The following is a 20,369-nucleotide window of genomic DNA, read 5'->3' as shown; positions in this document are numbered from 1 at the left end:
CGCCGTTGCGTCTTTGGCGTCGCCGCGAGGAAGTTCCCGGATGTCGTTCCTGATCGTGCTGGCCGCACTGTGTTTCCTGATGCTGGCGGCTTACCGCGGCTACAGCGTGATCCTGTTCGCGCCGCTGGCCGCGCTGGGTGCGGTGCTGCTGACCGACCCGTCCCTGGTCGCGCCGATGTTCACCGGCCTGTTCATGGACCGCATGGTGGGCTTTCTCAAGCTGTATTTCCCGGTGTTCATGCTGGGCGCGGTGTTCGGCAAGCTGATCGAGATGTCGGGTTTCTCCAAGGCGATCGTGGCCGGCACCATCGGCCTGGTCGGGCGCGGGCGGGCAATGCTGTCGATCGTGCTGGTCTGCGCGCTGCTCACCTACGGCGGCGTGTCGCTGTTCGTGGTGGTGTTCGCGGTGTATCCGTTCGCGGCGGAATTGTTCCGCCAGGCGGACATCCCCAAGCGCCTGATCCCCGGCACTATCGCGCTGGGCGCGTTCACCTTCACCATGGATGCGCTGCCGGGCACGCCGCAGATCCAGAACATCATTCCCACGTCGTTCTTCGGCACCACGGCCTGGGCCGCGCCGTGGCTGGGCACGCTGGGCGCGGTGTTTATCCTGATCGTTGGCCTGGCTTATCTGGAATCGCGCCGCCGCCGCGCCGCGGCGGCCGGCGAAGGCTACGGCCAGGCGCTGGCGAACGAGCCGGCGCCGTTCGAGGGCACGCGCCTGGCGCATCCGCTGGTGGCGCTGCTGCCGCTGGTGGTGGTGGGCGTGGCGAACAAGCTGCTGGCGGACGCGATGCCGCGCTTCTACGGCACCACGCAATCCTTCGTGCCGGCGGTGATCGGCGACGCCAAGCCCGTGGTGCAGGAGGTCTCCAAGCTCGCCGCGATCTGGGCGGTGGAAGGCGCGCTGCTGCTGGGCATCGCCTGCGTGCTGGCGTTCGCGTGGAAGCCGGTGAAGCAATCCTTCGCCGAAGGCAGCAAGGCCGCGGTCGGCGGCGCGCTGCTGGCTTCGATGAATACCGCTTCGGAATATGGCTTCGGCGCGGTGATCGCCGCCCTGCCCGGCTTCAAGCTTATCGCCGATGCCTTGCACGCCATTCCCAATCCGCTGGTGAACCAGGCCATCTCGATCACCGCGCTGGCCGGCATCACCGGTTCGGCTTCCGGCGGCATGGGCATCGCGCTGGGTGCGATGGCCGATACCTTCATCAAGAACGCGCAGGCCGCCGGCATTCCGATGGAGGTGCTGCACCGCATTGCGGCGATGGCCTCCGGCGGCATGGACACGCTGCCGCACAACGGCGCGGTGATCACCTTGCTGGCGGTGACCGGGCTGACCCACCGCCAGTCTTACCGCGACATTTTCGCCATCACGCTGATCAAGACCGCGGCTGTCTTCGTGGCGATCGGCGGCTATTACCTGCTGGGCCTGGTCTAGCTCCACGAAGTCCGGCCCATGGCGGAACGCGTCGCTTGCGATACGGAGCCGCGCCTTGCGCGCGGTTCCACACCGTTCCGCCACGGCGGGACTCGTCAAAGCGAAGGGAGCGAAAGCGCGATGTCGATCGAACGATGGGGTAAGGGCCTGCTGGCCCTGTTGTTGCTGATACCGGCGGTAAGCCTGCATGCCGCCTGCGTGGACAGCGTGGTGCTGGTGCACGGCAATACCGGCAGTCCCGGCGATTTCCAGAATACCTACAACGCCCTGGTGCAGCACGGCTATACCGACGCGCAGATCTACGCGCCGAGCTGGGGCAATGCGCTGTGCGCGGCCTGCAACGACCATAACGGCAGCGAAGAGACGCCGGTGGCGAATGCGCTCAAGGCGGCGATCGCCGGTTCGTGCACCGGGCGCATCGACGTGCTCGGGCATTCGATGGGAGCCACGCTGGCCGCGCATGAGATCGACAAGCTCGGCCTGTCCGGCAAGGTCGACGTGTTCGTCGGCATCGCCGGTGCGTTCCACGGGTTGTGGTCCTGCGGCACCTATCCGTTCAACGTGGCGACCAGCACCTGCGGATACTGGGGCCTGTCGGTGGGCAGCCCGCTGCTGGGCAGCCTGGCGGGCAAGCGCTTCGGGCAGAAGATGTATTCGATCAAGTCGTGGATCGACGAAATCAACTGCTACGGCGGCGTGTGCACGGTGGGCGGGGTGCATACCTCGAGCATCGACGGCGAGAACGGCAGCCTGACGTATGCGTATGGGCACTACGGCCTGCTGTGGTACACGGCGGCGGACCAGGTGTCGCTGCTGCAATAGCGCCCAGTGTAGGTTGGAGTGAGCAACGCGAACTCCAACACCGGCCTGGCCGCAGCGACCGTCGGGGTTCGCTGCGCTCACCCCAACCTACGCCACTCCTCGCTATCATCGGGCACTTCCACCGAAGGAAGCCCGCATGCCCCCGCGCTGGAAAACCCGCCTGCTCGCCGCCCTGCTCGCCTGCGTGTCCCTGCCCGCGGCGGCGGCCGACACCTTGCTGCTGCCCGCGCGCGTCTGGACCGGCGACGGCAACCAGGCCCACGCCGGCTGGGCCGTGCTGGTCCACGACGGCGCCATCGCCGCGGTCGGCCCCGCTGCGGGCGTCCAGCCGCCGGCCGGCGTGCGCCGCGTCGAACTGCCGGGCGCCACCCTGCTGCCCGGCCTGATCGACCTGCATTCGCACCTGTTCCTGCATCCGTACAACGAGACGCTGTGGAACGACCAGGTGCTGAAGGAGCCGCAGGACTACCGCACGCTGGAAGCGGCGAAGCACGCGCGCGACACCTTGCTGTCCGGCTTCACCGCGCTGCGCGACCTGGGCACCGAAGGCGCCGGCTATGCGGACGTCTCCATCAAGCGCGCCATCGACGAAGGCCTGATCCCGGGCCCGCGCCTGTTCGTCGCCACCCGCGCCATTGTCGCCAGTTCCAGCTACGGCCCCGGCCCGCGCGGCTTCCGCCCGGACCTGGACCTGCCCGGCGGCGCGCAGGAAATCAGCGGCGCGGACGAAGCCATGCGCGCGGTGCGCGAACAGGCCGGCCGCGGCGCGGACTGGATCAAGCTGTATGCCGACTACCGCGTCGGCCCCGGCGGCGGCACCGCGCCCACGCTTACCGCGGCGGAACTGAAAGCCATCGTCGACACCGCCCATCTCTCCGGCCGGCCGGTGGCCGCGCATGCCGCCAGCGATGCCGGCGTGCGCATGGCGGTGGAAGCCGGCGTGGACAGCGTCGAGCACGGCTACGGCGCGAGCGAAGCGACCTTCCGCCTGATGAAGCAGCGCGGCGTGGCCTACGAGCCCACGCTCACCGCGGTCGAAGCCACCGCCGAATATTTCGAGCACTACGTGCCCGGCAAGAGCGAGCCGACCGAACGCATGAAGGAAGCCGGGCGCGCGTTCGGCACCGCCATGAAACTGGGCGTGACCATCGGCAACGGCAGCGACGTCGGCGTGTTCGCCCACGGCAGCAACTGGCGCGAGCCGGCCGCGATGGTGCGCGCGGGCATGACGCCAGCGCAGGCGCTGCATGCCGCCACCGACGTGGCCGCGCGCATCCTGCGCGAGCAGGAGCACTTCGGCCGCATCGCGCCGGGCCTGCGCGCCGACCTGGCCGCGTTCGCCGGCGATCCCAGCGAGCGCATTAGCGATCTGCAGCATCCGGTGTTCGTGATGAAGGACGGCACCGTCTACCGCAGTCCCGACGACAAGCCCACCAGCAGCGAACCATGAGCCAAGCTTTTCTGATCCGCCCCATCGAGCCGCGCGACGACGCCGACGTCGCCGCAATCATCCGCGCCGTGATGCCGGAGTTCGGCGCCGACGGCCCCGGCTTCGCCATCCACGATGCCGAAGTGGATGGCATGCATGCCGCGTATTCGCGTCCGCGCAGTGCGTACTTCGTCGTCGAAGTGAACGGCCGGGTGGTGGGCGGCGGCGGCGTGGCGCCGCTGGAAAACGGCGACGCCGATGTATGCGAGCTGCGCAAGATGTATTTCCTGCCCGCCGCGCGCGGCATCGGCGCCGGCGGCGCCATGATGGAGCGCTGCCTGGACGCGGCCCGCGCACATGGATTCAAGCGCTGCTATCTGGAAACGCTCACCGGCATGGACGCGGCGCAGTCGCTCTACCGCCGCAGCGGCTTCACCACGCTGTGCGGGCCGATGGGCGGCACCGGGCATTTCAGTTGCGACCAGTTCTTTATCCGCGAGCTGTGAGGACAGCGCCATGAGCAGCCACGATCCGCGCATCGATGCGTATATCGCCAAATCCGCCGAGTTCGCGCGGCCGATCCTGGAACAGATCCGCGCCACCGTGCACGCCGCCTGCCCCGAGGCGGAAGAAACGCTGAAATGGAGCATGCCCTACTTCAGCTACCGGGGCGCGCTGATGTGCGGCATGGCGGCGTTCAAGCAGCATGCAAGCCTGCATTTCTGGCACTACAAGGAACTGTTCGGCGAGACGGCCGACGACGCCGGGGAAGGCATGGGCCAGTTCGGCAAGCTCGCTTCCGTGCGCGACCTGCCTGCGAAGAAGGAACTGGCCGCCTGCGTAAAGAAGGCGATGAAGCTGATCGAAGGCGGCGCCACGCGCGCGCGCCCGAAGGCCGCGCCGAAGGCGGCGCCCGCCATGCCGGAAGATCTCGCCGCCCTGCTCGCGCAGAAAAAGCACGCCGCCGCGCGCAAGACCTTCGACGGCTTCAGCGCCAGCATGCAGCGCGAATACCTTGAATGGATCGGCGAAGCCAAGACCGGCGCCACCCGCCAGAAACGCCTCGCCACCACCCTGGAATGGCTGGCCGAGGGCAAGCAACGCAACTGGAAGTACATGTGAAGACGCGACCGCAGCTCAGTTTCGCCATCGAGGATCCGGGCACGCCGGACATCCTGCCGCTGACCCAGGAATTGGACGGCTATCTGGCCGGGCTCTATCCCACCGCCAACATCCAGCCGGTGGCGCTGGATGAACTGCGCCGCGCCAATGTCGCCTTCGTCACCGCCCGCGTGGATGGCACGCCGGTGGCCTGCGGCGCCTGCGTCGACGAAGGCGACTACGTGGAGGTCAAGCGCATGTACGTGCTGCCGGCCTGCCGCGGACTGGGCCTGGGCAAGCAGCTGCTGGAAGCGCTGGAACAGCAGGTGCACGCGCGCGGCGGCCGCATCGTGCGCCTGGAAACCGGCACGGCCCAGGCCGAGGCGCTGGAACTGTACGAACGCGCCGGCTATCGCCGCTGCCCGCCATTCGGCAGCCATCGCGCCAACCCGCAGAGCGTATGCATGGAAAAGGTGCTCGCATGATCCGCATTGCCGTTCCTGAAGATGCCGCCGCGATCCATGCCATCTACACCCCGCACGTGCTGCAGGGCATGGCCACATTCGAGACCGAACTGCCCGGCGAAGCGACCATGCGCGAACGCCTCGTGGCGCGGCTGCAGCACTATCCGTGGATCGTCTGGGAGGAACAGGGCCGCCTGCTCGCCTATGCCTACGCCAGCCGCTTCCGCGAACGCGCGGCCTACGACTGGATCGCCGAAACCTCGATCTACGTGCACGAAGACGCGCAGCGCCGCGGCATCGCGCGCCGGCTCTACGGCGTGCTGCTGGACGGCATGCGCCTGCAGGGCATCAACCAGGCGGTGGGCGTGATCACCATGCCCGGCGCGGCCAGCGTGACCATGCACGAGTCGATGGGCTTCACGCCCGCGGGCATTTGGCGCAAGGCCGGCTACAAGCTGGGGCAATGGTGGGACGTGGGTGTGTGGCAGAAGGAACTGCAGGCGCCAGTGGTGCCGCCGCCGGCGGTGATTCCGTTCGCGCAGCTGCGCGAGCGGGACGAGTGGAAAGCGCTGCTGTAGCAAACGGCGCGGCTTCGATTAGGATGGCCGCGCCGCCCCGCCGGGGCACCCCACGCAAAGGAACTGCCATGAAGCCCCTGCCCCAGAAGCCCTCGCCCGCCTTTATCGCCGTGTCCTGGGCGGCCCTGTTGGCAGGCTTCCTGGCCTTCGTCACCGGCCTGTGGAACGCCGGCATGCAGCTCAACGAGAAGGGCTATTACTTCACCGTGCTGATGTACGGCCTGTTCTCCGCGGTGTCGGTGCAGAAGAGCGTGCGCGACCGCCTGGAAGGCATCCCGGTCACCAATATCTATTACGGCCTGAGCTGGGTGTCGGTGCTGCTGAGCATCGTGCTGCTGGTGGTGGGGCTGTGGAACGCCACCCTGGCGCTGAGCGAGAAGGGCTTCTACGGGATGTCCTACGCGCTGGCCCTGTTCGCGGCGATCGCGGTGCAGAAGAACACGCGCGACAGCCAGGCGGCGGAGGGTTCGGACGCGCGGGACTACGCGGCCTCCGAGTAACCGCCACTTGCCCCCTCTTCCCTCCGGGCGACCCGAAGGTAGTCCCTGTGGGAGAGAGGGTTGGGGTGAGCAACGGTCTTGCCTCATCGTCTCAACTTCGTCATCCCGGCGTAGGCCTCGCTCGTCATTCCAGCGAAAGCTGGAATCCAGGGACTTTGTCGCTCGGTTGTTGCGTTGACGGTTGGGTGTCTCGCCGTTGGCGAGGGTTTCGCCCCGCTGCCGCGGGGCGAGTTACTTCTTCTTTGCGTGCCCAAAGAAGAAGTAACCAAGAAGAAAGGGCACCCTGCTTGGCGCCCTCAGCAGCGCAGCTGCTGAGGGTCCGTGAGGGCTGGCCGGGCTTTTTGACAGGGCATCCATGCCCTGATCAAAAAGGCGAGGACTCCTGTCCTCGCCCCCTGCGGGGCCTGATCGTCCAGCCCTCACCGCCGGCGCCAAGGGGACCCGGTAGATCAAGAGCAGAAGCGCGCAAGCGGAACGCTGCGGCTACGCCGCATGCTCTTCGTTCGATTGTCGCCCCGCCCGTCATCCCCCTCTCTCCGCTGGGGACAGGGTCGGGGTGAGGGGTCGGGCGGAGCGGTGAAGCAGAAGCAGTAAATGCGCTGCGCCCCATCGATCCGCCACCGCGAGCCCCGCCCCTCATCCGGCTGCCGCCACCTTCCTCGCTCCTCAAAGCAGGGCACATCCCTGTGCCCTCCCCGCGTGCTCCCCGGCGGGCAGAAGGGTTCCACCAGCAAGCGCTCTCCCCAGCTCCTCGGCTACCATTCCGCTTTTCGGCATTCCCGAGGACGTACCCATGCAGCTCCAGCAGGTCAAGGCGATCATCACCGGCGGCGCCTCCGGTCTCGGCTACGCCGTGGCGCAGCGCCTGGTCGCCGCCGGCGGCCAGGTCGCGCTGTTCGACGTGAACGAGGACAAGGGCCAGGAAGCGGCCAAGGCGCTGGGCGCCGCCGCGCGCTTCCTGCGTACCGACGTCACCTCCGAAGACGGCGTCTCCGCCAACGTGGCCGCGGCCCGCGACGCCATGGGCGGCCTCAACGTGGTGATGAACTGCGCCGGCATCCTGGGCGCCGGCCGCGTGCTGGGCAAGGAAGGCCCGATGCCGCTGGGCACCTTCGCCGGCACGGTGATGGTCAACCTGGTGGGCAGCTTCAACGTGGCCAAGGCCGGCGCGGCCCTGATGCAATCCAACGAAGCGGGCGAGGACGGCGAGCGCGGCGTGATCGTCAATACCGCCAGCGTGGCCGCCTACGAAGGCCAGATCGGCCAGGCCGCGTATTCGGCCTCCAAGGGCGGCGTGGTCGGCATGACCTTGCCGATGGCGCGCGAGCTGTCGCGCTTCGGCATCCGCGTGGCGACCATCGCGCCGGGCATCTTCTGGACCCCGATGGTCGACGGCATGCCGCCGCAGGTGCAGGAGGCGCTGTCCGCGTCCATCCCGTTCCCGTCGCGCCTGGGCAAGCCGGAGGAGTTCGCCGAGCTGGTGGCCTTCATCCTGACCAACCGCTACATCAACGGCGAAACCATCCGCCTCGACGGCGCGGTGCGTCTGCAGCCAAAGTAGGGAATAGGGAGTCGGGAATAGGGAATAGCAAAAGCAAAACCCTGCCAGACTCCCTCGCCCCGCTCTTCCTATTCCCTATTCCCGACTCCCTAAAAATCCATGAAAGCTTCCGACGTCAAGAAAGGCAACGTGGTCGAACACGAAGGCACCGTGTACCAGGTGCGCGACATCGAGCGCAGCTCGCCCACCGCGCGCGGCGGCAACGTGACGTTCCGCTTCACCCTGTATTCCATCCCCGGCGCACGCAAGTTCGATCTGAGCCTGCGCGCCGACGACGACCTGAAGGAAATGGACCTGGTGCGCCGCGCGGCCAACTATTCCTACAAGGACGGCGAGGCGTTCGTGTTCATGGACGCGGAGGACTACACGCAGTACCTGCTCGGTCCGGAACTGGTCGGCGAGAACGCCGGCTACATCGTCGAGGACACCGAAGGCTTCTACGTACAGCTGATCGACGACGCGCCGGTGGGCCTGCAGGTGCCGACCAGCGTGATGCTGGAAGTGGTGGACACCGCGCCGGAACTGAAGGGCGCCAGCGCCACCAAGCGCACCAAGCCGGCCAGGCTCAGCACCGGCGTGGAAATCCAGGTGCCGGAATACATCACCAACGGCGAGAAGGTGTGGGTGAACACCACCACCGGCGAATTCGGCGGCCGCGCCTCGTAAACCTTGCGCGCAAAAAAAGGCCCGTGAAAATCACGGGCCGAAATGGGCATCACCCGATTCACCCTTGGGAGGCCGTCGCACCGAAGCGCGCCAGCCTCCCCCTTCCTGCGCGGGCCGCGCGCTCCCGGCCGCGCGGCTCCGCCTTGATCGTTGCGCTCAAGCGCATGTTGCCGGCGAGGCCCCTGCCTCGCCGCAAGGTTTACGGGTCCAGCGCCTCATGCGCCGGACCCGCCCCCTGCTGACCCCGCCCGGCGCGCTGATCAGCTGCGGCACGTCCTGTGCCCGGCGCATCCATTCGCCGCAGGGAGACCCGGCTCCATGGGTATCCCTCCTTCCCAACCCCCATCAGACCGCTTCAGCCAGCCCCTGGGTGCCCGCCAGGGAGGCCGCCGGGCGCATCAACGCCAGCTGCGCGGTCCAGAACTGATCCCACAGATCGCAATAGCGCAGGCACAGCGACTGCACGCGCGGATAGTGTTCCGGCGTGAGCGCCTGTGTGAGCGCAAGCCACAGGTCGTTCTCGTGATCGTCGTCGGCCGCTTCGGCGCTGACGTCCTCGCTGACGCCGTGCACGAAGTAGTAGCCGTCGTCGACGTCGATGCCCAGCGCGCGGGTGGCTTCGCGCAGCGGCGCGCTGTACAGGATCACTTCCTCTTCCGCGGCGGCGAGCAGCACCACCACGTCGAGATAGTCGCCATAGCTGTGCTCGAGGAATTCGCGCACCTTGCGCGAGATGCGGCTGGCCGGATACGACTGCCGCTGCTGCAGGCTGATGCCGTAGTCGTCCAGCACGCGCTCGAACAGCGGGTAATGCGCGTAGGCCGGATTGCCGCGGTAATAGCCTTCGGCGTCGAGGCCGGGGCGGAAGCCGAATTCGTCCAGGTCGTTGAGCGTGATCAGGAACCGCGGCGCCAGCTTGGAACCCGGCGGCAGGCGCGGTTCCAGCTGGCGCGTCTGCAGCTGCGCGGCGAGCAGTGCGTCGGTGAAGATCTGCACGATCGCGTGGCGGTATTCCAGATGGATCGTGCGCATCGCTTCGAGATCGAGCGTGCCGCTGTTGAGCACGCCGATCGCGCGATGGCGCGCCACCGGATGCGTGGAGATCAGTTGCCGAAGGTTTTCCACGAAGCCGGCATTCCGTTGCCAGAGGGCCGGCGCAACGCTCGCCCGCATGGCGGCGATCGCCTTCCTGCGGGGTTGATCCAGATCAGCCATCAACGAAGGCATGGTTGTTCCCCCTGGGTTTGCCTGCACGAACAGCCAAAACCAAACGTTTGGTTTTCTACCAGACGGTACGCCCCCGTGTAAAGCGCTTTTTTCGGAGCTACAAGAGGTTACGCACCTGTTTACTGCATTCCCGCAAGGCTTCCTCTTCCCCGGCGATCTGCAGCCAGATCACCGCCCCCTCGATCCGCGCCAGGGCGTCCGTGGCCAGGCTGCGGGCCTGCGCCTCGCCGTGGCGGGGGGCCAGCAGGCCGGCCAGCAGGTCGCGCCAGTCGCGGAAGAACTGCTGGATCATGCCGCGCGCCTCCTCGCTCTCCTGCAGGGCGTCCGGCCATAAGTGAACCAGCGCGCAGACCCGGTGCTGGATGTAATAGCTCTCCACCGCGTCGACCATGCCGTCCAGGCGCTGCTTCTCGCTCAGGTCGGTGCGCCGCGCCTCCTCGAAAACGCCGTTCTCGAACAGTCCGATGACATGCTGCACCACTTCGATCAGCAAGCGCTCCTTGTTCGGAAAGTGATGATAGATGCTGCCCTTGAGCAATCCGGTCGCCCGGCCGATGTCGGCCATCGAAGTGCGCCGGTATCCCTTGCTCCTGAACAGCGACAGCGACACCTCGATCAGATTGGATGGATCAGTTTTCATAATGGCCTTCCAGATTGCACAAACCGGGCATCCATCCCGGGACACCGCGGCGACCTACTGTAAGTGATTTGACTGTAAGCGATTTGGGCAGCCGGACGGCCCCGGCCGCGCCCGCCCTTCGACCTATGCACTTTCGCCGGGAAATAAAGCCCTCGGCATGCGCTGATTGCAGGCGCCGCGTCCCACCCTCTTCAGCCCTGCTCAGGCAGAATCCCTTAAATCGTTTAGGAGCGAACGAGAACCCATGCCCGCCAGCGGCTATTCGCTACGCGCCACCGTCATCGAGAGCCTGCTGACCGCCAAGCGCCCCGACGTGCCGCCGCGCGTCGTGCTGCGCAATACCGCGGCGGTGATCCTGCCGCTGGGGCTGGGCCTGGCCACCGGCCATGCGGAAATCGGCCTGGGCGTGGCCGCCGGCGCCCTGGACACCATGTTCTCGGACCAGCCCGGCCCTTACCGCCAGCGCATGTGGCAGCTGTTCCTCGCCTCGCTGGCGGCGGCGCTGGCCTCGGTGCTGGGCTTCCTGCTCGGCGACCAGCTGGCGCCGATGCTGGTGGCCACGGCGGCGTTCGGTTTCTTCGGCGGCCTGCTGGTGGTGTTCGGCACCGACATCGCGCGCGTGGGCATGACCAGCATGATCCTGCTGGTGGTCACCGCCGCCTCGCCCACCACGCTCACCGGGGCGCTGAGCGGCGCGGGACTGATCTTCGCCGGCGGCCTGCTGCTGGCGCTGTTCTCGGTGGCGGCATGGCCGCTGCAGCGCTATCGGCCGGAGCGGCATGCGCTGGCGGCGGTGTATCGCGGCCTGTCCAGCCTGGCCAGGCAGCAGGCGCACGACGACGCGGACGTGCCCGCGCTCACCGACGCGATGACCACGCTGCAGCACACCCTGCTGGGCCGCCATCACGCCAATGGGCGTGCGATGGAAGCATTCCGCGTGCTGCTGGAGATCGCCGAACGCATCCGCCTGGAACTCACCGCCATGGCCGAGCTGCGCACCAACCCCGGCGTGCATGCGATGTTCCGCGGCGACGCCGCGCGCGTGCTCGCCGCCATTGCGGACGCGCTGGAAGCGGCCGAACCGCCGCAGCAGGCCGAGCGCGCGCTGCAGACCCTGCAGGCCAGCGAGAACGCCCTGCTGGGCCGCGGCGGCTCCGGCGATGGCCTGGCCGCGCATATCCATGCCTTGTCGGGCCAGCTCGCGGCGGCGGTGCGCAACGCCAACTGGGCCGGCAGCCGCGGCGAGCTGCGCGCCTCGGCGGCGGAAACGCCGCTGCCGGCGGCGCTGCGCGCGGATTCCGCGCTGTCGATCCTGCGCGCCAACCTCACGCCGCATTCGGTGGCGTTCCGCCATGCGGTGCGCAGCGCGGTATGCCTGAGCGTGGCGCTGTTCGTCGCGCGCAAGCTGGCGCTGCCGCATGGCTACTGGCTGCCGATGACGGCGGCCATCGTGCTGCGTCCGGATTTCGGCGCCACCTTCAATTTCGGCTTGCTGCGCGTGGTCGGCACCGTGCTCGGCCTGGTGCTGACCACGGCGGTGCTGCACTTCACGCCGCACGATCCATGGGCGCACCTGGCGGTGATGGCGGTGCTGTGCATGGCGTTCCGCTACCTGGCCAATGCGCACTACGGCATCGCGGTGGCGGCGCTGACCGGCACGGTGGTGATCCTGCTGTCGTTCGAAGGCGTCAATTCCAGCGCGGCGGTGGCCGACCGCGTGCTCAACACGGCGCTGGGCTGCGGCATGGCCCTGCTCGCCTACGTGCTGTGGCCCACCTGGGAACGCGGCCGCGCACGCGCCGCCCTGGCCGACATGCTGGACGCCTACGCCGGCTACCTGCAGTGCCTGGCGCGCCCCGGCCGCCGCGACGCGCAGCGCGAGTCGCGCACCGCCGCGCGCACCGCGCGCAGCAATGCGCAGGCCTCGCTGGACCGCATGCGCGCGGAGCCGGCCACGCCCACGCAGCTGATGGACCTGGCCAGCACGCTGTTCGCCAACGGCAACCGCCTGGCGCGCACCGCCATGACGCTGGAAGCGGTGATCGACGACCACGAGGCCCTGCCCGAAGCCACCGAGATCGGCGCCTTCGTCGAGCATGTCGCCGCCGCCCTGCACACCATCGCCACCGCCCTGCGCGATCACCGCGCGCCCACCGACCTGCCCGACCTGCGCGCATTGCAGCGCAGCCTGGCCTCGCTGCTGGCGATGGCCGAGGACCGCCGCGCGGCGGAGCTGCTGGAGCGCCTGAGCGACCGGCTGGTGGACAACGTGAATACGCTGGCGCACATCGTGGGGCGCGGCGAGCGGGAGAAGACGGCGGCCGCTGCTTGATCGTCATTCCGGCCTGCGCCGGAATGACGAGCAAAAAGCAGATCCCGCCCTAGACCGCGGTGACGAGCGACGGCTTTGCCGCGCCGCGACAAGGCACCGCCACCCCAAGCGCCTACACTCGCGGGCATGCTCAAGATCGATACCCACGCGCACGTCCTGCCCCGCGACTGGCCGAATCTTGCGGCCAAGTTCGACGACCTCCGCTTTCCCGTGATGACCCATCACGACGGGCGCCACCGCATCTACAAGGACGGAAAATTCTTCCGCGAGGTGTGGGAATCGGCGTTCGACCCGCAGCACCGCATCGACGACTACGCGCGCTTCGGCGTATCGGTCCAGGTCGTTTCCACCGTGCCGGTGCTGTTCTCCTACTGGGCGCCCGGCTACCAGGCGCTGGAGCTGCACCGGCATCTGAACGACAACATCGCCGGCCTGTGCCGCGACTATCCGCGCCACTACGCCGGCATCGCCACGGTGCCGCTGCAGTCGCCGGACCTGGCCATCCGCGAGCTGGAGCGCTGCATCGACGAGCTCGGCCTGCACGGCGTGCAGGTCGGTTCGCACTGCAACGACTGGAACCTGGACGCGCCGGAGCTGTTCCCGTTCTTCGAGGCCGCCGCCGACCTGGGCGCGGCGGTGATGGTCCACCCCTGGGACATGATGGGCGCCGCCAGCATGCCCAAGTACTGGCTGCCCTGGCTGGTCGGCATGCCGGCCGAGCAGTCGCGCGCGGCCTGCTGCCTGGTCTTCGGCGGCGTGCTGGAGCGGCTGCCGCGGCTGCGCGTGATGCTGGCCCACGGCGGCGGCAGCTTCCCTTCCACCATCGGCCGCATCGAGCACGGCTTCCGCATGCGCCCGGACCTGGTTGCCACCGACAACCCGCGCAACCCGCGCGAATACCTCAAGCGGCTGTATTTCGACTCCTGCGTGCACGATCCGCAGGCGCTGCGCTATCTGCTGGATGTGACCGGCGTCGAGCGCGTGATGCTCGGCACGGATTATCCTTTCCCGTTGGGGGAGCAGCACCCGGGCAGCGGCATCGAGGCCCTGGGGCTGGACGAGGCGGCGCGAGCGCGCCTGTTCCACGGTACGGCCCTGGAATGGCTGGGCCTGCCCCTCTACCGTTTCGCACCCGACTGACTTCACGAGAGCACACCCGGCATGAGTTTCCTGCGCAACACCCTCCTGGCCAGCGCCCTGCTGCTGGCCGGCGCCGCCCACGCGGGCGAGGTGGAGATGGCCCACGGCACCGTGCACTTCAGCACGCCCGACAACTGGCTGGGCATCATGGAGACCCAGGGCGACCCGGAACTGCGCGTGTTCCAGGTGCCCGACACCTCGCCCACCGGCAGCACCGCCCTGGCCCGCGTCACCGTGACGGTGAAGCAGGTGCCGGACGTGGCTTCTTTCCAGGACTACGTCAACGCCGCCACCGCCAAGGCCAAGGGCCTCACCGGCTACCAGCCCGGCAGCAGCCCCGCGCCGAACGCCAGCACCTACACGGCGCAGGAGAACGGCGCGCAGTTCAGCTACGTGGAGCGCTACTGGTTCCGCGAGGGCCACGCCATCCAGCTGCGCTGCGTGCGCCCGGCGCAGAGCCAGGCCGGCGCGGCCTGGAAAGCCGCCTTCGACAAGGGCTGCGACGCCATCGCCGAGCGCCTGAAGTAAGCGCGGCAAGCTGCCGAAGCCCGGGCCATGCGCCCGGGCTTTTTCTTTGCCCGCCGGCTTGGCCTAAGCTTTAGCGGTTTTCCGCGTGGGACGAGAACTCGATGTCGACCGCTTACCAAGCCACCCTCGAATGGGCCCGCGCCCAGGACGCCGCCGATCCGCTGCGCGCGTTCCGCGACGAGTTCCTGATCCCGCCGCACCAGGGCCGCGACAGCCACTACTTCTGCGGCAATTCCCTGGGCCTGCAGCCGCGCGCCGTGCGCGAGGCGCTGAACGCCGAACTGGACGACTGGGGCGCGCTGGCGGTGGAAGGGCATTTCAAGGTGCGCCTGCCGTGGCTGGACTACCACGAGTTCGTGCGCGACGACCTCGCCGCCCTGGTCGGCGCCCTGCCCTCCGAAGTGGTGGCGATGAATACGCTGGGCGTGAACCTGCACCTGATGATGGTGAGCTTCTACCGCCCCACCCTGGAGCGCCACGCCATCCTGATCGAGGCCGGCGCCTTCCCCACCGACCGCTACGCGGTGGAATCGCAGATCCGCTTCCACGGCTTCAGCCCCGCGCTGTCGCTGATCGAACTGCAGCCGGACGAACCGAACGGCACGCTGTCGATGGAAGCGATCGAACGCGCGCTGGCCGAACATGGCGAGCGCATCGCGCTGGTGCTGCTGCCGGGCGTGCAATACCGCACGGGGCAGGCCTTCGACTTGAAGGCGATCACCGCGCTGGCGCATGCGCAGGGCTGCGCCGTCGGCTTCGACCTCGCCCATGCCGTGGGCAACCTGCCGCTGCAATTGCACGACAGCGGCGCCGACTTCGCCGTGTGGTGCAGCTACAAATACCTCAACTCCGGCCCCGGCGCGGTGGCCGGCGCCTTCGTGCACGAGCGCCACGCCCATACCGAGCACCTGCCGCGTTTCGCCGGCTGGTGGGGCCACGACAAGCAGTCGCGTTTCCGCATGGGCCCGGAATTCGTGCCCATGCCCGGCGCGGACGGCTGGCAGATTTCCAACCCGCCGATCCTGTCGCTGGCGCCGCTGCGCGTGTCACTGCAGATCTTCCAGCGCGCCGGCATGGCGCAGCTGCGCGAGAAGGCGCTGCGCCTTACCGGTTACCTGGAATGGCTGGTGCAGACCCAGCTGGGCGACGTGCTGGAATCGGTGACGCCGCGCGAGCCTTCGCGCCGCGGCTCGCAGCTGTCGATCCGCGTGCAGGGCGGGCGCGAACGCGGACGGGCCTTGTTCCAGTACCTGATGGACCACGGCATCGTCGGCGACTGGCGCGAGCCGGATGTGATCCGGATTTCGCCGACGCCGTTGTATAACCGGTTTGAGGATTGTGTCGTGTTTGCGGAAGCGGTGCGGGATTGGAGCAAACGCTAGACCAAGGAACCCTTCTCCCCGCCGGGGAGCACGCGGGGAGCGCACATGGATGTGCGCGGCTTTGAGGAGCGAGGAAGGTGGCGGCAGCAGGATGAGGGGCGGGTGCTCGCGGCAGAGGATCGACGAAGCGTCGCATCGCTTTGATGCTTCCGCTTCTGCGCTCCGTAGGTCCCCCTCACCCCAACCCTCTCCCCGACGGGGAGAGGGAGCAAAAGCTCAGCGTGCGTCGCAGCGCTCGTGCTCGATGCGCTGCGGCTTCAGCCCCGGCAGATCCGCATCGTCGAAGGCGAACACGAAGAAGCGGTTCGGATTGTCGGCGCCTTGCGGATGCAGATCGTCGGTGACGGTGGCCAGGAAGTCGTTGTCGTTGGCGATGAACAGCGTGTGGCGGCGGCGGCCGTCCTGGGTCACGTCCGGGCCGAAGCTGAGGCCTTCGAGCTTGGCGGGAATCTCCGACGGCAGCATGCCGTGGCGGCCGAGCTCCGCGACCACGTCCAGGAACGGCCTCTTCTGCACGGCCACCGCCGCCAGCACGGCGGCGCCGCTGAGCTTGCCCACGTCGGCCGCGCCATCCAGGTCGATCAGGTACACGCGCTTGAACTTCGCCTCCGAGCCGTCGCCGAAACCCTTGCCGTCGCGCTCGTCCACCAGCAGCTGGTGGTCGTTCACCGCCAGGATCTCGCTCACGCCGTTGTACTTCGGCTTGGCCGCCGTGCCGGAGTTGGTCAACGGATAGGCGTACTCGCGCACCTGGCGCGTGCGCAGGTCGATGCGTGCGATGCGCAGCACCGGCGCGCCATCGCCGCCGTCCTGGATCAGCGGCGCCTGCATCGCGCCGAACAGCACGCGGCCGTCGGGCGAGATGGCCAGACCTTCCATGCCCTTGTTGGCGACGCGGCCAGAGGTGTTGCCGGCGATCTCGTCGGCGCCGTGCGAAGCGGTCTTCGCCACGTAGAAATGCGCCGGCAGCGCGTAGCTGTCGAGGCGGCGGCCGCTGCGGCGGTCGAACTTGTAGACGTAGGGACCGTATTCGTCGGAGACGAACACCGCGTTGCCGTCGACCGAGACGCGGATGCCTTCCGGATCGAGGCGGCCGTTCAAAGGCCAGCCGGAGTTGCGCGCCGGGTCGGCGTTGTCGGAGCGGCCGGTGAAGTAATGATGGAAGGCGTGGTTCTCGCGCGGCGCGCCGTTCGGCAGATTCGCCGCCTTGCCGTCGCCGTAGTACAGGCCGAACAGGTCCCACAGCAAGGTGGTGCGTTCCAGCTTCGGCGTCAGCGCGAATGGCAGCGCGGCGCCCGCGCCGGCGGGGCGCAGGTCCACGCGCAAGGTGTGGAAGCGGGCGATATACGACGAGGTGTCGTCCACGGCGCTGTCGTAGGAGACCGCATTCGGACCGCGGTCCGGCAGGGCCACGAAGCTGCCGCAGCCGGCGTAGGCCAGGCCCGAGCCCAGGCCGCCGAGCAGGTTGCCCTGCACGCCGTTCTCCAGCGGACGGGCGGTGCGCATGGCGCGGTCGCCCTGGTGGGCGTCGAGGCTGCCGGCAGCGATCAGTTCCACGCCGGCATGGACGGGAGCAGCGGCGGCGAACGCGGCGAACACAGCGAAAGCGAGCTTGGTACGCATGCGGGGCACTCCGGGCTGGGACAAGCTGCCGAGAGTGCTACCGCTGCGTTGCGGCGGTATGACGCCCGCGAGCTGCCGCCAGCTACCGGGGTAGGTTGGGGTGAGCCGCAGGCGAACCCCAACACCGGCACCTTCCTACGCCTCGCCACGTTGGGGTTCGCCTGCGGCTCACCCCAACCTACGCATGGGTATTCACGATTTGCTCTCGGGATGCCGCACCTGGCCTTCCCCGCGCACCACGAAGCGCTCCACCGTCAGCGCTTCCGCGCCCATCGGCCCGTAGGCATGCAGGCGCGTGGTGGAAATGCCGATCTCCGCGCCCAGGCCCAGCTCGCCGCCGTCGCTGAAGCGCGAGGAGGCATTGACCATCACCACCGCCGAGCGGATGCCGCGCACGAAGCGGCGCGCGGCTTCGTCGTCGCCGGTGGCGATCACCTCGGTATGGTCGGAGCTGTAGCGATGGATATGCGCCAGCGCGGCGTCGAGATCGTCGACGATGCGCACCGCGATGATCAGGTCCAGGTACTCGGCGGCGTAGTCGGTTTCATCCGCCGCCTTCATCGCCGGCACCAGCGCGCGGCTGCGCTCGCAGCCGCGCAGTTCCACCTTGCGCCGGCCCAGCGCATCGGCGGCGCGCGGCAGGAACTCGGCGGCGATGTCCCGGTGCACCAGCAGCGTCTCCAGCGCATTGCACACGCCGGGGCGCGAGGTCTTGCCGTCGACCAGCAGGTCCAGCGCCAGCGGCTGGTCGGCGGCGCGGTCCACGTAGAGATGGCAGACGCCCTTGTAGTGCTTGATCACCGGCACGCGCGCATGCTCGGCGACGAAGCGGATCAACCCTTCGCCGCCGCGCGGAATCGCCAGGTCGACGATGTCGGTCAGCTGCAGCAGTTCGACCATGGCCTCGCGGCGCAGATCGGTCACCAGCGTCAGCGCCGCTGCCGGCACGCCGTGCGATGCCAGCGCCCGGCGCAGCAGCTGCGCGATGGCGGTATTGGAATGCAGCGCTTCCGAACCGCCGCGCAGGATCACCCCGTTGCCGGCCATCAGGCACAGCGCCGCCGCGTCGGCGGTGACGTTGGGGCGCGCCTCGTAGATCATCGCGATCACGCCCAGCGGCACGCGCACGCGTTCGACCCGGATGCCGTTGGGCCGCGTCTCGCGGCGCGTGACGATGCCGACCGGGTCGGGCAGCTCCGCCACTTCGCGCAGCGCGGCGACGATCTTCGCCACGCGCTCCTGGTCCAGCCGCAGCCGGTCGAGCATGGCGCCCTGCACGCCCTTCTCCTGCGCCGCGGCCATATCGCGCGCATTCGCCGCCAGCACCTCGGCCGTGCCGGCCAGCAGCGCATCGGCCATGCCCTGCAGCAGGGCACGCTTGGCGTCGGTGCTCAGTTCCGCCATGGCCAGCGCCGCGTCGCGGCAGGCCAGTGCCTGGGTTCGCATCTCGCTCATGAAAGCATCTCCGCCAGGACGACCAGGTCGTCCCTATGCACGATTTCCGCGCCGTAGCTGTAGCCGAGCACCGCATCGATCGCGCTGCTGTGCTTGCCGGCCAGCCGGCGTACCTCGGCCGCGCCGTACTGGCACAGGCCGCGCGCCACCGGGCGCCGGGTGACGTCGACGATCTCCACCATGTCGCCGCGGTGGAACTCGCCGTCCGCGCCGACGATGCCGCCCGGCAGCAGCGAGGCGCGGCCGCCGGTCAATGCGCGCGCGGCGCCGTCGTCGACCAGGATGCTGCCCGGCGCCGCGGGCGCGTGGCGCAGCCAGTACTTGCGCGCCTGCATGCGGTTGCGCGGCGCGTCGAACAGCGTGCCGTGCAGCTGGCCCGCGGCCAGCGCCGCCACGGTGCCGGTGTTGCGGCCGTCGAACAGCACGGTAGGCACGCCGGCCGCGCCGGCTTTCACCGCCGCCTCCAGCTTGGTATGCATGCCGCCGGTGCCGACCGCGCTGCCGCTGCCGCCGGCCATCGCCATTACCTCCGGGCTCAGCACCGGCACGTGCGGCACCGGCGCGGCGGAAGCAACGCGGCGCGGGTCGGCGTCGTACAGCGCGTCGATATCGGAGGCGATCAGCAGCAGGTCCGCATCGACCAGGGCGGCGACGATGGCGGCGAGGTTGTCGTTGTCGCCGAGCTTGAGTTCGTCCACCGCCACGGTGTCGTTCTCGTTGACCACCGGCAGCACGTCGAGCAGCAGCAGTTCGCGCAGGGTCGCCCGGGCATTCAGGTAACGGCGGCGATGGCGCAGGTCGTCGTGGGTGAGCAATACCTGCGCCACCGGGCGCGGCGACAGCGATTGCCACAGCGCGATCATCGGCGCCTGGCCCAGCGCGGCCAGCGCCTGGCGCGCGGCGAGGTCGTCGCCGGGCAGCGCGCGTTCGCGCAGCAGCGCGCGGCCCGCGGCCACCGCGCCGGAGGACACCAGCACCACCTGCCGCCCCTGCGCGTGGCTGTCGCCGACAAACGTGGCCAGCGCGCGCGCATGGCGCGGCGTCAGGCCGCCGCCGTCGGCCGCCAGCAGATTGCTGCCGACCTTCAGCACCGCGCGCCGCCACGCGGGCAAGGCTTGCGCCGGCAGGCGTTCAGCCATCGACCGTCTCCCGGTCGCCATGGCTCTTGGGCGAGGACACCACGATGAAACGCAGCTCGCCGTCCGCTTCGTTGCGCATCTGGTGCGCGGCGCCCGGCGGCACGTGCAGGCCTTCGCGCGCGGCCAGGCGATGCGCCACGCCTTCCAGCTCCAGCACCGCCTCGCCTTCCAGCACGTAGAAGAACTGGCGCGCGCGCACGTGGCGGTGGCGCACCTCGGCCGTGCCCGGCGGCATGCGCTCCTCGATCACGCTCAGGTCGAAACCTTGCAGCAGATGCCAGCCGTCGCACTGCTGGCCCCAGGTGTAATGCGGTGCGTTGGCAGTGCTGACGGCTTTCATCGCG

At 68.9% G+C, this 20,369-nt stretch carries 20 protein-coding genes; 14 read left to right on the top strand and 6 right to left on the bottom strand.

Annotation, left to right across the window (positions count from 1 at the left end; all coding sequences use genetic code 11):
* Positions 1-40: 40 nt before the first annotated feature.
* The 10 genes from ISN75_RS06245 to yeiP all read left to right on the top strand — a co-directional run bounded on the left by ISN75_RS06245 (position 41) and on the right by yeiP (position 8,559).
* Entirely contained in the window at positions 41-1,438 is a 1,398-nt protein-coding gene (locus ISN75_RS06245; RefSeq protein WP_343819662.1) for a GntP family permease, read from the top strand.
* 120 nt (positions 1,439-1,558) lie between these two features.
* Positions 1,559-2,260 (top strand): alpha/beta fold hydrolase, encoded by a 702-nt coding sequence (locus ISN75_RS06240; RefSeq protein WP_168649399.1) that lies wholly within the window; start codon positions 1,559-1,561, stop codon positions 2,258-2,260.
* A gap of 136 nt (positions 2,261-2,396) precedes the next feature.
* Positions 2,397-3,710, top strand: a complete 1,314-nt coding sequence (locus tag ISN75_RS06235; RefSeq protein WP_343819659.1) for a metal-dependent hydrolase family protein — start codon at positions 2,397-2,399, stop codon at positions 3,708-3,710.
* A complete protein-coding gene (locus tag ISN75_RS06230; protein WP_167258145.1) occupies positions 3,707-4,195 on the top strand; it encodes a GNAT family N-acetyltransferase in 489 nt (162 codons plus the stop codon). Before ISN75_RS06235 ends, ISN75_RS06230 begins: the two co-directional genes overlap by 4 nt.
* A gap of 10 nt (positions 4,196-4,205) precedes the next feature.
* Positions 4,206-4,811 (top strand): YdeI/OmpD-associated family protein, encoded by a 606-nt coding sequence (locus ISN75_RS06225; protein ID WP_343819658.1) that lies wholly within the window; start codon positions 4,206-4,208, stop codon positions 4,809-4,811.
* Positions 4,808-5,275, top strand: coding sequence for a GNAT family N-acetyltransferase (locus tag ISN75_RS06220; RefSeq protein WP_343819656.1), 468 nt, complete (start codon positions 4,808-4,810; stop codon positions 5,273-5,275). Before ISN75_RS06225 ends, ISN75_RS06220 begins: the two co-directional genes overlap by 4 nt.
* Positions 5,272-5,832 (top strand): N-acetyltransferase family protein, encoded by a 561-nt coding sequence (locus ISN75_RS06215; protein WP_343819655.1) that lies wholly within the window; start codon positions 5,272-5,274, stop codon positions 5,830-5,832. The genes ISN75_RS06220 and ISN75_RS06215 overlap by 4 nt, the downstream gene beginning before the upstream one ends.
* Before the next feature lie 68 nt (positions 5,833-5,900).
* Positions 5,901-6,332 (top strand): inner membrane protein YiaA, encoded by a 432-nt coding sequence (yiaA, locus tag ISN75_RS06210; protein WP_167258137.1) that lies wholly within the window; start codon positions 5,901-5,903, stop codon positions 6,330-6,332.
* Between the two features lie 793 nt (positions 6,333-7,125).
* The gene (locus ISN75_RS06205) at positions 7,126-7,893 is read left to right on the top strand and encodes an SDR family NAD(P)-dependent oxidoreductase (protein WP_167258135.1); all 768 of its coding nucleotides are present in this window, start codon (positions 7,126-7,128) and stop codon (positions 7,891-7,893) included.
* 99 nt (positions 7,894-7,992) lie between these two features.
* On the top strand, positions 7,993-8,559 hold the full coding sequence (gene yeiP, locus ISN75_RS06200) for an elongation factor P-like protein YeiP (RefSeq protein WP_167258133.1): 567 nt from the start codon (positions 7,993-7,995) through the stop codon (positions 8,557-8,559).
* 345 nt (positions 8,560-8,904) lie between these two features.
* Here the strand turns inward: yeiP and ISN75_RS06195 are convergent, their stop codons facing one another.
* Positions 8,905-9,684: an iron-containing redox enzyme family protein gene (locus ISN75_RS06195; protein WP_208399904.1), complete on the bottom strand. Its 780-nt coding sequence runs from the start codon at positions 9,682-9,684 to the stop codon at positions 8,905-8,907.
* Between the two features lie 199 nt (positions 9,685-9,883).
* Positions 9,884-10,426 carry a TetR/AcrR family transcriptional regulator gene (locus ISN75_RS06190; protein ID WP_167258130.1) on the bottom strand — a complete coding sequence of 181 codons (543 nt, stop codon included), beginning with the start codon at positions 10,424-10,426 and terminating at the stop codon, positions 9,884-9,886.
* A gap of 244 nt (positions 10,427-10,670) precedes the next feature.
* On the opposite strand from ISN75_RS06190, the gene ISN75_RS06185 reads away from it, so the two are divergent.
* From ISN75_RS06185 to kynU, 4 genes are all read left to right on the top strand, one after another.
* Positions 10,671-12,758: an FUSC family protein gene (locus ISN75_RS06185; protein WP_167258129.1), complete on the top strand. Its 2,088-nt coding sequence runs from the start codon at positions 10,671-10,673 to the stop codon at positions 12,756-12,758.
* A 126-nt stretch (positions 12,759-12,884) separates the two neighbouring features.
* Entirely contained in the window at positions 12,885-13,898 is a 1,014-nt protein-coding gene (locus tag ISN75_RS06180) for an amidohydrolase family protein (protein WP_168649404.1), read from the top strand.
* Positions 13,899-13,919: 21 nt separating this feature from the next.
* Positions 13,920-14,426 (top strand): hypothetical protein, encoded by a 507-nt coding sequence (locus ISN75_RS06175; protein ID WP_167258127.1) that lies wholly within the window; start codon positions 13,920-13,922, stop codon positions 14,424-14,426.
* Positions 14,427-14,527: 101 nt separating this feature from the next.
* The gene (gene kynU, locus ISN75_RS06170; protein WP_343821813.1) at positions 14,528-15,808 is read left to right on the top strand and encodes a kynureninase; all 1,281 of its coding nucleotides are present in this window, start codon (positions 14,528-14,530) and stop codon (positions 15,806-15,808) included.
* Between the two features lie 216 nt (positions 15,809-16,024).
* Here kynU and ISN75_RS06165 read toward each other — a convergent pair whose 3' ends face one another.
* The 4 genes from ISN75_RS06165 to ISN75_RS06150 all read right to left on the bottom strand — a co-directional run bounded on the left by ISN75_RS06165 (position 16,025) and on the right by ISN75_RS06150 (position 20,365).
* Positions 16,025-17,431: an esterase-like activity of phytase family protein gene (locus ISN75_RS06165; RefSeq protein WP_343821816.1), complete on the bottom strand. Its 1,407-nt coding sequence runs from the start codon at positions 17,429-17,431 to the stop codon at positions 16,025-16,027.
* A gap of 192 nt (positions 17,432-17,623) precedes the next feature.
* Positions 17,624-18,886 (bottom strand): glutamate-5-semialdehyde dehydrogenase, encoded by a 1,263-nt coding sequence (locus tag ISN75_RS06160; RefSeq protein WP_343821819.1) that lies wholly within the window; start codon positions 18,884-18,886, stop codon positions 17,624-17,626.
* A complete protein-coding gene (gene proB / locus ISN75_RS06155) occupies positions 18,883-20,025 on the bottom strand; it encodes a glutamate 5-kinase (RefSeq protein ID WP_423385137.1) in 1,143 nt (380 codons plus the stop codon). The genes ISN75_RS06160 and proB overlap by 4 nt, the downstream gene beginning before the upstream one ends.
* Entirely contained in the window at positions 20,018-20,365 is a 348-nt protein-coding gene (locus ISN75_RS06150; RefSeq protein ID WP_167258122.1) for a cupin domain-containing protein, read from the bottom strand. Before ISN75_RS06150 ends, proB begins: the two co-directional genes overlap by 8 nt.
* Positions 20,366-20,369: the final 4 nt, after the last annotated feature.

This window comes from Dyella marensis (genome assembly GCF_049532885.1).
In the GTDB taxonomy this organism is placed as follows: domain Bacteria; phylum Pseudomonadota; class Gammaproteobacteria; order Xanthomonadales; family Rhodanobacteraceae; genus Dyella_D; species Dyella_D marensis.
This window is presented reverse-complemented; position numbering and strand designations above follow the sequence as displayed.